This is a genomic window from Actinoplanes sp. CA-131856 (genome assembly GCF_050956135.1).
In the GTDB taxonomy this organism is placed as follows: Bacteria; Actinomycetota; Actinomycetes; order Mycobacteriales; family Micromonosporaceae; genus Actinoplanes.
Genome location: NZ_CP191849.1, coordinates 3,174,808 through 3,186,715, shown reverse-complemented (window position 1 = coordinate 3,186,715; position 11,908 = coordinate 3,174,808). Strand labels below are relative to the sequence as shown.

General features: G+C 69.1%; 9 protein-coding genes and 1 pseudogene. 2 read left to right on the top strand and 8 right to left on the bottom strand.

All coding sequences use genetic code 11. The features are described 5' to 3' along the window. Positions 1-246: 246 nt before the first annotated feature. Complete coding sequence (locus tag ACQP2X_RS14975; RefSeq protein WP_498697369.1) at positions 247-609, bottom strand: DUF3099 domain-containing protein; 363 nt, start codon at positions 607-609, stop codon at positions 247-249. A gap of 106 nt (positions 610-715) precedes the next feature. Here ACQP2X_RS14975 and ACQP2X_RS14970 point away from each other — a divergent pair, with 106 nt between their 5' ends. Then, complete coding sequence (locus ACQP2X_RS14970; protein ID WP_498697368.1) at positions 716-910, top strand: hypothetical protein; 195 nt, start codon at positions 716-718, stop codon at positions 908-910. 29 nt (positions 911-939) lie between these two features. Continuing rightward, positions 940-2,515 (top strand): annotated as a pseudogene (gene qcrB / locus ACQP2X_RS14965) (cytochrome bc1 complex cytochrome b subunit). Positions 2,516-2,555: 40 nt separating this feature from the next. On the opposite strand, the gene ACQP2X_RS14960 reads toward qcrB, so the two are convergent. From ACQP2X_RS14960 to ACQP2X_RS14930, 7 genes are all read right to left on the bottom strand, one after another. Further along, the gene (locus ACQP2X_RS14960; RefSeq protein ID WP_498697366.1) at positions 2,556-2,843 is read right to left on the bottom strand and encodes a VOC family protein; all 288 of its coding nucleotides are present in this window, start codon (positions 2,841-2,843) and stop codon (positions 2,556-2,558) included. Between the two features lie 79 nt (positions 2,844-2,922). Next, a complete protein-coding gene (locus tag ACQP2X_RS14955; protein WP_498697365.1) occupies positions 2,923-3,921 on the bottom strand; it encodes a maleylpyruvate isomerase family mycothiol-dependent enzyme in 999 nt (332 codons plus the stop codon). After that, on the bottom strand, positions 3,918-4,502 hold the full coding sequence (locus ACQP2X_RS14950) for an RNA polymerase sigma factor (protein WP_498697363.1): 585 nt from the start codon (positions 4,500-4,502) through the stop codon (positions 3,918-3,920). Before ACQP2X_RS14950 ends, ACQP2X_RS14955 begins: the two co-directional genes overlap by 4 nt. Positions 4,503-4,525: 23 nt before the next feature. Next, the gene (locus ACQP2X_RS14945) at positions 4,526-7,348 is read right to left on the bottom strand and encodes a beta-galactosidase (RefSeq protein ID WP_498697362.1); all 2,823 of its coding nucleotides are present in this window, start codon (positions 7,346-7,348) and stop codon (positions 4,526-4,528) included. 83 nt (positions 7,349-7,431) lie between these two features. Next, entirely contained in the window at positions 7,432-8,889 is a 1,458-nt protein-coding gene (locus ACQP2X_RS14940; RefSeq protein WP_498697361.1) for a HoxN/HupN/NixA family nickel/cobalt transporter, read from the bottom strand. After that, on the bottom strand, positions 8,886-10,175 hold the full coding sequence (locus tag ACQP2X_RS14935) for a tetratricopeptide repeat protein (protein ID WP_498697359.1): 1,290 nt from the start codon (positions 10,173-10,175) through the stop codon (positions 8,886-8,888). The genes ACQP2X_RS14940 and ACQP2X_RS14935 overlap by 4 nt, the downstream gene beginning before the upstream one ends. 17 nt (positions 10,176-10,192) lie before the next feature. Further along, entirely contained in the window at positions 10,193-11,842 is a 1,650-nt protein-coding gene (locus ACQP2X_RS14930; RefSeq protein ID WP_498697358.1) for a DUF4331 domain-containing protein, read from the bottom strand. Positions 11,843-11,908 lie beyond the last annotated feature (66 nt).

Below are 11,908 nucleotides of genomic sequence, written 5' to 3'. Positions count from 1 at the left end.
CGCCACCCGACGAAACCCACGTGCACGGCAGCGAACTCCACCGCCGGCGTCGACCTTGGCAGAACGCGGCAAAGAGTAACGACGCGCGCCGCTGATCTCGCCATCTCCGCCGGTGGTGACGTCTACGACGACCAAGAAGCGACGCCCTGAACGGGCGGCGGTACGCGCGGACAGCGGCAGAAGAGGACGTCGCACGGGCGTAACTCGACGGCGATCCGCGAGATTCGCAGCCACCCACTCGATAGGTCACGCCACCGGCCGCTGTGGTGCGATCTCATGAAGGCGCCTGGTGACGCTCGGGACCGCGGCGCGCTCAGCTTTCGACCGGGCCGGCCGGTCATTCGCGAGGAGGACGGCGATCCAGGGAAGAAGCACCATGCCCGCGACGCACAGCACCAGCCAGATCCACATCAGGGGCGGGTGCGCGCTGACCACGACGGTGCCTACGACGAGAAGGCCCGCGCGCACGCTCATCATCAGTAGGTAGCGTTTGTGCCGGCCATGGAGAAGCTCTTCCTGACTTCGGGACGCGCTCGTGATGAGAACGGGTTGCTTCGACGGCTTCACGATGGAGAAGACGGGATGGCGGCCGGAAATGTGACGCGTCATTCGGTCGCCCAACAAAGGCGACGCGGCTCACACCTAGTCACATAGAGCGGCCCGGTGCTGTCTTCACAGAATGAGCATCCGCCGATGGCTGCGTATCGGAATAATGATGTTGATCGTCGTGGAGTTGTCGGTCGGAATCTGGCAATACATGTTCGACGTGGCCTGGGTCAACGGCGCCCTCTTCGTCGAATTCCTGCTGACCGTGGGCCTGCTTGCGCTGACGCCGAGATTGAGGCGCCGACCGCGGGCAAACACGGGGTGTGACTTACCCGACGATGACGCATTCCGATGTCACGCCTGAGTGTGCCGCCACGTCATCACGCCATGGCGATGAAAGAGGAGCAGCGCCGGCCGGCCCTGGTTGCAGCGGTGGCGGCCGAGGCCGACAAGAGATACAAGGTCGCGACCCCGCTACGGTCGCTGATGAACAGGGTGTTCCCGGATCACTGGTCATTTCTGCTGGGCGAGATTGCGATCTTCTCGTTCGTCGTACTCTTGATCACCGGGGTCTTCCTGACCGTCTTCTTCGAACCGTCGATGCAACAGGTGACCTACGACGGGTCGTATGCGGCACTGCGCGGCACTGACGTTTCGCGGGCGTACGAAAGCGTCCTCGACATTTCGTTCGAAGTGCGTGGGGGACTCTTCGTCCGGCAGATGCACCACTGGGCGGCCCTGCTGTTCATGGCCTCGCTGATTCTCGTCATGGTCCGCAAATTCTTCACCGGAGCGTTCCGCCGGCCCCGGGAAGTGAACTGGGTCATCGGCGTCATTCTGTTCGTGCTCGGGTTCCTCGAGGGGTGGAGCGGCTACGGTCTGCCCGATGACGGGCTCTCCGGCACCGGCCTGCGGATCGCGGACGGCGTCATGCTCTCGATCCCGGTGGTCGGCACATGGATTTCCGCGTCGCTGTTCGGCGGCGAATATCCCGGCACCGTCATCATCGATCGCCTCAACGTCCTGCACTCGTTGCTGCTGCCCGCGGTCGTACTGGCCGTCGCCGCACTGTCCGCGCTGCTTTCCCTCAGACAACGGCCGGCCCAGTTCCCGGGGCCTCTGCGGACCGAGGAGAACGTCGTCGGCGAGCGATTCTTTCCCCGGGCTCTGCTGAAGCGGGGCGGCCTTTTCTTCGTCGTGTTCGGCGTGGTGGCCCTCATCGCGGGTCTGCTGCAGATCAACCCCGTTTGGTTGTACGGCCCGTCGTCCGGCAGCGATGCGGCCTCGTCGAGCCAGCCCGACTGGTACGTGATGTTCCTCGATGGACTGCTTCGCATCTTCCCGTCGTGGCAGATCACCATTCCGATCGGCGACGGATACTCGATCCCGCCGGTGTTCTGGCCGGGTGTGGTCATCTTCGGCGGGATGCTGACCGTGACCGCCGCGTATCCGTACATCGAACGGCGCCTGCGGCGCGACAACTCGTGGCACAACCTGCTCGAGCGGCCGCGGGACGCACCGCACCGCACCGGCGTGGGCGCGATGGCGTTGACCTTCTACCTCGTCGCCTGGGGGGTCCGGTGTCAACGACATCATCGCGGACAAGTTCCACATCAGCATGAACGCGATCATCTGGGGCGGCCGCGTCGCCTTGGTGCTCGGTCCGGCGCTCGCTTACTTCATCACCGTACGGATCTGCCTCGGCCTGCAGCAGCACGACCGTGAGGTGCTCGCGCACGGCATCGAGACCGGCATCATTCGCCGGCGCCCGGACGGAGGCTTCGTCGAGGTGCATCAACCACTTTCCGCGGTTCCTCTGCCGTACGACGGGCGGGCGGTCCCCAAGAAGATGAACCGCGTCGGAGCTCTCGCGCCCGCGGTCAAAGGCTTCTTCTTCCCGGTGGAACGGCCGCCCGGCGACGGCGACACCTCTCAGGTCGAGAAGCCGGCAAGCGCTGTCGAGCGGTAGTCGTGTACGGAGAGGCCTCCGAGCCCGCCGGGGAAGCGGCTCAGCCGCTGACCGCCGGGCCGGGTGTGGCGTGCTGGCCGCGGAGCAGCCCGGTGCTCTGCCCGACCTCGATCAAGTAGCCGTCCGGGTCACGCAGGTAGCACCGGAGCTCGGCCCCACGGTCGACCGGCGGCGTCAGAAAGGTGGCGCCCCGGGCCGTCCAGTCCCGGTAGCAGGCGGCGATGTCGGCCACCCGCAAGTTGAGGAAGATCGAGGTGGTGTCCCCCGGCTCATAGTCGACGACCGAGATGCCCGGCTTGTCGGGCGTGGGCGGCCCACCCGGGTTCATGATGATCCACGAGTTGGACAGCCGGGCCGCGGCCTCGTGCGCCCGGGTGACTTTTGCGCGGACGATCAGGGGCGGAGGGTCAGGGGACCGGGGCCATCGACGGCACGGCGGCCAGGAAAGCGCTGGCCAACGCGGCGTCGCCCTCGGTGGTGACGGTCAGCTGGGACGGGGTGCGGCGGGCGCCGGCCAGGCGGCAGAACTCGATCACGTCCAGGGTCACGGTGGCGGCCGGCTCGACGGCTTCCGAAGCCACCGTTGCCGGGTCGAGCGGCACCGTCCAGGTGCCTCCGCCGGGGCCGGTCAAGTGCAGGTGGATGGTCTCGGTGGACGTCAGCTTGCGGGACACCACCCGTGGCAGCAGACGGGCCGCCAGGTCGGCCATCGGGTGGATGTGGCCGGGCAACGGGGGCAGAGGCGGGCGCCCGGTCGCGGCCGCGATGTCCTCGCCGTGGATCCACGTCTCGTAGGCGCGGGCCGTCAACGCGTCGGCCAGCGGGAACGGGCGGCTCAACGTCACCGTCACCGTGCCGGGCGCGGGGTGGCTCGTGGCCGCCCGGCACAGCGCGTCGGCCTGGGAACGCCACGACTCGTGGGTCTGCTCCGGTGACCGGCCGCTCTCGAAGCCGAGCACCACCTCGGTACGGGCCGCGGGGCTGAGCGGCGACGACATCGGCGGGGAGGTCGGCAGACCCAGGGCGTCCGCGACCAGGCTGTCCGTGGCCGCCAGATGGGCCACCACGTCCTTCACCGTCAGCGCGTCGAACGCCGGGCGCCGCCACTCCTCCGGCGTCAGGTCGGACAGCGTCAGGTCCAGGGCCGCCACCTGCGCCGCGTACGGGAAATCCCGCGGCGCGGGCCGCCGGCGGGCCGGGGCGGCCGCCAGCAGGCGGGACAGGGAGCTCGCCGGTGGGCGCACGTAGGCGCCGCCCAGGTCGGCCGCCGCCTCACGCAGGGCGCCGGCCTCGGCGGCGCAGGTGTCGCACGTGCCGAGGTGGGCCTCGACCAGCTCCGTCTCGTCGGGTGGGCAGGCGTCCAGCGCCCAGGCCCCGATGAGGTCGGCGACGGCGTCGTGGGTCATTTTCCCTCCACCTCGCCAGTGTGCGTCTCGCGCAGCGCCTTCGCCAACCGGCGCAGGCCGTCGCGGAGCTGGGATTTCGCCGTACCCTCGGGGATGCCCAGGACCACCGCCACCTCGCGGTACGTGTGGCCTTCCAGATAGGCCAGCGTGATGGCCCGGCACAATCGCTCGGGCAGGGCCTTCAGCGCCTCCGTCAGGCGGGCCGCCGCGTCGGCGTCCGACACCTGCTCGCCCACCGGGTCGCCGCGGCTGAACGTGGCGTCGTACAGGCGGACCGACAAGGACGTACGGCGATGGGCTTCCTCCCGGCGTACGAAATCGACGGCCCGCCGGTGTGCCATCATGGCCAGCCACCCACGCAGGCTGCCCTTGGCCGGCTCGAAGGCGTGCGGGCGCTGCCAGACGGCCAGGAACACCTCCTGGGTGACGTCCTCCGCGGCCGTGCTGTCGCGGGTGACGCGGACGGCGATCGTGTAGACCAGCGAGCTGAACCGTTCGTGCAGATCGATGAGGGCGGTCTCGTCTCCGTAGACGAGCCGGTCGCGCAGGCTGGCGTCATCGGTGGCACGTTGCTGGAACAAGGCGCTCACCTCCACCTCGGGCCCTACTCTAACCCCCATTTCTCCCGGTTCCAGGCCGGCGCCTCCACTGTCGGGACATCGACGCCCCCGCGTACCGTGCCCAGGTCGGTGAGGCTGACCTTCTCCAGCCCGTTGCCGGGGCCGCCGTCGCTGGTGACCGCGATGGCCAGCGTGTTGACGCCGTGCGGATCCAGAATCCCGGTGGGGAGGACGTACGTGTTCTGGGGCCCCACGTTCGCGATGTACTGCCCCATGTTCCAGCCGTTCACGTAGATCAGCGCCCGGTAGTTCGCCGCCGACCTCAAGGTGGACGGGTCGCCGATCGTCAGCCCGAGCGAGGCGTCGTGCCCGTCGGGAACGGACAGTGCGAAAGTCGTGCGGTACCAGGTGGTTCCGGGCCGGGCCGTCGCGGCGGGCACCGCAGCGGGCGTCCACGAGCCGTCCGGATAGCCGGGCAGGTGATAGCCGCCGATCTCGCCCGCGTTCATGATCCCGCGCGCCGGGTCGGCCAGGTCCTCACCGCCCCGGTTGCCCTGGATCTTCCAGGTGGCCGCGGCGCCGAGCGAGGCCGAGATCAGCCCCCGGCCCTCCTTGTGCGCTTCGTCGGCGGCCATGTCCTGGGTGTGCCCGTTGTTGCGGACCATGACGGTCACGACGTGTTCCCCGCCCACGGCTGGGGCTTCGAAGGTGGCCGTGCCCAGCCGCTGCGGCGCCGGCACACCGCTCGGCACCACGTGTTGTCCCAGGTAGACGCCGTCCACCCAGGCTTGCAGCAGCCCGGCGCCACCACCGCCGTACCGGAAGCTCAGCGACTTCACCGAGCCCGTGTAGCGGCCCCGGTACCAGATGTCGCCCTGGTGGAAGCCATAGTCGTCGGCGGTGAGCACCGGATTCCCGGCCGGCGGCTTGGTGGTGGCGGTGGTCGTCTTGTGGTCGGCGATCTGCCATCCGGTGTCGTCGGGAAGGGGCGGTTCATAACGACGCCAGGCCAGCTCGGGCAATGTCACCTTTGACGGCCCGGCGATCCGTCCGGCGTACGGCTGCCCGTTCCACAGCACCTGCGAGACCTGCGCGGGCCCCCAGATCCGCAACGACGTCGGCGCGTCCGTGTCACCGGTCAAGGTCAACAAGGACCCGTCAATTGCGGCTGTACGCACGAGCGCCGGCCCGCCCACCAGGACAGGGCCCGCAGTCGTGTCGTACCGCCACAGGGAACTGATGTCGTCGGTCAGCACCAATGTCAGTGGTGGCCGGCCGCCCCCGCTGATCTTCACCTCGCGGAGACCGCCGTGGACATAGCGGAGCCGGAGGTCACCCGTGGCGGCGTCGTACGAGCTCTGCACCTCCCCCGCAACGGTGGGCTCGGAGGCGTACCGCAGAACCGTTTCTCCGCTTTCGCCTTTGCGCCCGGTGAACAGGGCGGTCCCTTCGAAATGGGTCACCATCTCGGACGTCGAGTAGACGAGGTGCTGCCCGTCCATGTCGTAGTCGGCGACGATGAATTTCGCGTCCTGCCCGTTCAGGCGTACGGCAAGCTGGTAGTCGCCGAAGGGGAAGGTGAACGAGTCGTCGGTCGTCGCGCGTGACGGGTTGTGCATGGCCACGAAAAGGTGGGCGCCGGAGTCGGGGTTGACGTCGTGATAGACCTTGACGTTCGGCGAGGAGGGCGTGACCGCGGGGCCGCGAACCAGCTTGGTGATCGGCGTGAAACTCTGCACGAAAAGGCCGAGCTGCTTCATCACCGTCGTTTTCGGCCGCAGCTGGCGGGCCTCGCTGATGGCCGCCCCGTAATCGTACGAGGTGTAGACGATCGGCGAGGGCAGCCAGCCCCACGACGTGCCCCCGAACGTCATGTAGAAGTTCTGGATGCTGAGCCCGTTGGCGATGTTCGTGCCGTAGAAGACCCGCTCGTATCCGGGTCCCGCGCCTTCGGCGGCAAGGCATTCGTACGCATCAGGCCCGCCCCAGTAGTCGAACCATCCGCCGCCGAACTCGGCCGTGAATCCGGGCGTGTTGGGCGACGCCGCCGCCCCCACGTCACCCCAGATCCCGAAGTCGGGCGCGTCCTTGGCCGCGTCACCGCAGCGTTGCGGCCCCACGTAGGCGTCGAAGGCGTACAGATCGACCGGCCCTTTCAACGGCCCGGCCCCACCCGGCGGCACCCAATAGCCGTTGCGGGCCACGTCATTGTGGAAGATCGGCACCGTGATGCCGTCGGCCCGCACCCGCGAGGCAAGATGCTCCATGTACCGCTGCTGCGAGGGCCCGATCGCGAACAGCTCGTTCTCGATCTGCTGGAGGATGACAGTGCCGGTGCCGTTCGTATATTGATGCCGCCGGATGATCGCGTCGATCCGCGTCATCCATTCGTCGGCCGCCGCGAGATAGCTGGGCGCATCACTGCGGGCCTTGCCCGGATCGTTGTTGAGCCAGCCCGGAAAGCCCCCGCTGCTGGTCTCGGCGTTGATGTACGGCCCGGGGCGCGCGATGACGTACAAACCCACTTCCTCGGCCATGTCGAGCAGCTTGTCGACGTCGCGGATGCCGCTGAAGTCGTACACACCCTTCTTGGGCGAGTGATAGGCCCAGTTGAAGTAGAGGGAGACCGCGTTGTAGCCGTTGGCTTTCATCTTCTGGAGCACGTCGCGCCAGAGCCCAGGGCTGGGAAGCCGCCAGTAGGCGAATTCCCCCGACCAGATGTACGTCCGCTTGCCGTCCAGCATCAGCGAGTACTTGTCGTACGTCACCGTGTGCTTCAGCGTGACGCCACGGGGAACGTCCGCGACAAGAACCGCGGCCAGAACGACAAGCACCGTGACAAGCGCGGCTCTGCGGACCAAGGTCATCCGGACACGCTATCGAGGCACGCACTCGTGGAGGGCTCAGGGCGGGTCGGTCGAGCGGTTCCGGCTGCGGCGGAGGCGGCGGGTCAAGCAAGGCTGAACAGGGCTCGTCCGGCCAAGCCGAGGCCGACCAGGACGATCAGGGTTGCGGTCAAGGGCTGTGCTACCGAGCGCCAGCGGTTGAACAGGGGCGAGTGGCGTTCCAGGCGGTCGCGCAGGCGCAGCAGCAGGAGGCCGGCGGCGGTCAGGGTGGCGGCCATGCCCAGGCCGTAGGCGATGACCAGGAGGACGCCGAAGACCGTTCGGCCCAGGGCGGCCGCGCCCAGCAGGACGATCAGCGCGGACGGGCTGGGGACGAGGCCGCCGGCGACGCCCAGACCGGCGATGCTCCACCTTCCGGGGCGGTGACCGGGGGCGAGGTCATGACTGTGGCTGTGCTCGTGGTCGGGGCGGTCGGCGAGCGCCAGGCCATGATTGCGGTGGCCTTCCGCGGGCTCGGCGTCGTGGCCATGGGAATGGGAGTGGCCATGGGCGGCGCCGTGGGAATGCGAGTGGTGATGGTGGTGTGCTGTGCGGCGGTGTATGGCCGGGATCAACGTCGCCAGGCCCACCGCCATGACCAGGATGCCGCTTGTCAGGCCCAGCCATGACAGGACCGTTTCGCCGGCTATGCCGGAGGCGGTGGTCAAGAGCAGGCCCAAAGCCAGCACGCCGGCCGTGTGGGTGAAAGTCACTGTCGCTCCCACCAGGACGGCGTCTCGGGGACGGCCCCTGCTTCCCGCCAAGTAGGCGGCCATCACGGTCTTTCCGTGGCCGGGCAGGGCCGCGTGGGCGGCGCCCAGCACCAGCGACAGCAGTACGGCCAGGAAGCCCACCAACGGGGTTATGCGATTGCCGATCAACGACTCCAGACGGCGTTCCGCGGCGGTCAGGAACGACGGGGCACCGCTGGTCGCCGACGGTGTCGTGGAGTTCGTCGCCGAGGAGGCCCCGGGCTCGGCCGTGAAGGAGGCGGTCCGTACGTCCGACGGGGACGACAACAGGTCGCTCGGATAGTCGCGGAGCTCGTTGCTGGGGCTTGTCGTGGGCAGCGAGGAACCCGTCAGCTGGACGCCCACGCCGGCCGCCGACAGCTCGCGCCAGCCGATCCGGTCGTCCCGGAAGCGGTTCGCCACCTCGACGCGGGTGGCTCCGCCGAGGCTGGCCTTCGCGGTCAGGCGGCAGGTCAGGCGGCTTGTCAGCAGACCGCCGGCGCCCTTGGCGTACGTCAGGGAAGACTCGGTCGCCGACCAGCGGACCGGCGCGCCGGCCACCGTCACGGTCAGCGCCTGGGCCGCCTCGTCGCAGGTGGCCGGCGGGTCCTGGAGGGTGGGCAGCTCGGCCAGGTCGGCCACCGCCACGGCGTCGACGCGGTCGGGGTGCAAGGTCAAGCCGGCGTAGCGGTTCACCGAGAAGTTGCCCAACGGGTGGGCGGCGGCGGGGGCCGACGGGAGGGCCACGAAGGCCACCGCGCACAGGGCCGCGATCAGGAGCGTACGTTTCACCGCTGGGCCTCCAGAGCGGACAGGGCGCGGGTGGCGTTCGGGGCTTCCACGGGCGAGAAGTACGGGTTGAGGGCACGGGTGCGGCGCAGTTCGGCCAGCGCGGTGGCTCGGTCGCCCAAAGCCAAAGAGACAAGGGCTTTGTGGTACGCATACGCGGCGTTGTGCGGGCTCGCGATGGTGGCCTTCGTGGCGTAGGGAAGGGCCTCCTTGTCGCGGCCCGCCGCGTGCAAGGACTGGGCCAGCACGTCGGCCACCTCGGCGAACGGGCGGCGGCGCCACTCGGACTGGGCCGCGGTCACGGCCGCGCGGGTGTCGCCGGTGGCCAGGGCCAGCTGGGCGGCGGTCAGGTCGTCGCGGCCGCCGTTGGCCACGAAGATGCGGTGGGCGGCCTGGGCCAGGGTCAGTTGACGGGTGGCCTCCTCGTCGCGGCCGCTCAGGCGGAGCACCGAGGCGTACTCCATGAGGGTGTCCGGGGTGGGGGTTCGGGTGGCGATCGTGCGGAGGTCGTTCGCGGCGGCGTCCAGGTGGCCGGTGAAGGCGGCGACCCGGGCCCGGCCGCGCAGCAGCGGCTGATAGCCGGGCGCCGCGGCCAGACCAGCCGCATATTCCAGCCCCGCGGAGTGCAGGTCGCCCTGTGACCAGGCCAGGTCGCCGAGGTGGGTGCGGCAGAACGCGATGTCGGCCGGGTCGACGGCGGCGTCCAGGGCCCGGCGCATCAGGTCGGTGGCCTCGGTCAGGCGGCCTCGCTGCTCCAGGTCGTACGAGGCCCGGGCGTACGCGGCCAGGCCGGGGCGCAGGTCCAGCATGTGCTGGATCGCCGCGGTGGCCTCGGCGGGGCGGCCCAACTGCGTCTCGGCGTCGGCCAGAACCCCGTACGCCTCGGCCGAAAAGGTGTTGATCTTCAGGGCGTCCCGGGCGAAGGAGCGGGCGGCGGTGAAGTCGTGGCGGGCGTTGGCGAGGGCGCCGAGGCCGATCAGCGCCTGCGGGTTCTCCTTCGGGCGTACCGAAAGAGAACGGCGCAACGCGGCCTCGGCCATCGGATAGCGGCTCGGGTCGGCGCTGACCCGGGCCTGTTCGACGTACGCCAGGCCCAGCTCCGCCCACGTGCGGTAGTCACGCGGGAGCGTGCGGAGTTTCTGCTGGGCCTGGGTGACGGTCTGCGCCAGCCGGTCGACGGGAACAAGCGCGGCCGGCGCGGGAGGTGCGGGTGTCCCCCGCAGTCCGAAGATCGCGCCCACGGCGAGCAGGACGATCGCGGCCAGAGCGATGGTGACGGCTCTTCTCATGGGGAACACCCGCGCCCTCAGAACATCACGGTGTCGTCGTTGGACGACGGCCGGGCCAGCCGCCTCCGCCGCATCAGCCACCACACCGTCAGCATCGTGACCAGGGCGATCGCGCCCAGGACACCACCCAGCACGGCGGACGAGTTGCTCAGCCCGGAGGAAGCGGCCGCCGGCGTGATGTCCGGCGCCGGCTCTTCAGTTTCATTTGCCGCCGGCTCTTCGGTTTCATTTGCCGAAGGTGCCGCGGCCGGCGCCGATTTGCGGTCCGCGTTGACCGCGCCCTGGTTCGGCAGCGCCAGATAGGGGAACGTGGTGCCGAAGGCGTTGTCGTTCGCGTCCACCTTGTCGCCGTCGGCGAGCGCGTCGACCAGCTTGCCGCTCTGGGCCGCGCCCTCGACCGCCTGCAACGAGATGTCCAGGACGTCGTCGGTCAGCCGGCGGCCGTTCGGGAAGCCCTGGAGGTCCTTGGCCAGCACCCCGAGCCGCTCCGGTTGTGTGCTGACCGGCACACCCAGGTTGAGCCGCAGCATCTCGGACGGGCGGAACTTCTTGGCGTTGACGTCCATGTTGTTGAGCTGCGAGTTCAGGTCGGCCTTGATCGGGCCGCCGGCCTTGGTGGTGATGCCGGTCAGATAGATCTCGACGAGGTCGTTGCGCGGCGTCGGCGGCGCCTTCACCTTGTAGATGCCCTCGATGAGCTTCGGCAGCTCGGGATCGGTGACCCGCTTGACCACCTGCGGGATGCCGGCGTCCTTGTCCGGCGAGATCGAGTTGAAGGCGTCCTTGAGGCCGGCCGGCACCACGACCTCGTTGACCAGCGGGTTGCCGAGCCGGGACACCTGCACCCGGTCGCTGCCGACGGAGGTGTCACCCGACGCCATGCGGTAGCGGTTGCGCTCGGTGGTCGTCCAGACGCCGATCACCGGGTTGCGCTTGGCGTCGCCCTTGAGGGCCACGTCCTTGAACGGCACCTGGATGGCCAGGCTGTTCACGTTGTATCCGGCCAGCGTGTCGTTGCCACGCTCGCTGAGGTCACCCCCGTACAGCAGGTCGAAGACCTCGAGGTCGAGGAAGAACGGATCGTCCGCCTGGCCGGCGAACAACTTCCAACCCCCTTTCAGCTGTACGGTCGACTGGTCGCGCAGCTTCTGGTAATCCGGCATCGAGGCCGCGCCGATCCGGGAGGGCGCGACCGGGGCATCGGTGATCCGCGTCTTGAACGGCTCGCCGTTGAAGGACGACTCGAGGGTGTACGTCTGCTTGAAGAGCAGGTTCTTGTCGTCGAGCGACGTGACCGGCCCGTTGTTGTAGAGGAACGTGTTGTTGCCGCGCTTGTCGACGTTCTTGAAGGTCCAGCGGAAGATCGCGTCCGGTTTGGCGTCGCCGTCACTGTCGACGTTGATCCGATAGGCGGCGTCGGTGGCGAACGGGTAGAAGTTGGGCCCGCCGTCGGGCTCCTCGAACGGGATCCAGTTGGCGATCATCGTCACGTATCCCGGGCGGTCCGGGCTGACGAAGGCGTACAGGTCGGTGTTGTCCGCCGCCGGGTCGCTGGCGATCAGCGGCGCCTCCCGGTGGCTGGACGCCGTGGAGGCTCCCGGCCCGAGGGCCGTGAGCGACACAACGAGTACGGCAGCGCCGGTCGCCGCCAGAGATCGTTTGATCATTGTTCCCCCTCCAGTGTCAGGAGAGGTTCGGCGCGCCCCGGCCGCCGGATGGGTTCTGTCGGCAAA

Excerpts from the sequence above, each read along its gene's own strand:
- ACQP2X_RS14975 (WP_498697369.1), bottom strand. The coding sequence starts at position 609 with ATGACGCGTCACATTTCCGGCCGCCATCCCGTCTTCTCCATCGTGAAG.
- ACQP2X_RS14970 (WP_498697368.1), top strand. The coding sequence starts at position 716 with ATGTTGATCGTCGTGGAGTTGTCGGTCGGAATCTGGCAATACATGTTC.
- ACQP2X_RS14960 (WP_498697366.1), bottom strand. The coding sequence starts at position 2,843 with ATGAACCCGGGTGGGCCGCCCACGCCCGACAAGCCGGGCATCTCGGTC.
- ACQP2X_RS14955 (WP_498697365.1), bottom strand. The coding sequence starts at position 3,921 with ATGACCCACGACGCCGTCGCCGACCTCATCGGGGCCTGGGCGCTGGAC.
- ACQP2X_RS14945 (WP_498697362.1), bottom strand. The coding sequence starts at position 7,348 with ATGACCTTGGTCCGCAGAGCCGCGCTTGTCACGGTGCTTGTCGTTCTG.
- ACQP2X_RS14935 (WP_498697359.1), bottom strand. The coding sequence starts at position 10,175 with ATGAGAAGAGCCGTCACCATCGCTCTGGCCGCGATCGTCCTGCTCGCC.
- ACQP2X_RS14930 (WP_498697358.1), bottom strand. The coding sequence starts at position 11,842 with ATGATCAAACGATCTCTGGCGGCGACCGGCGCTGCCGTACTCGTTGTG.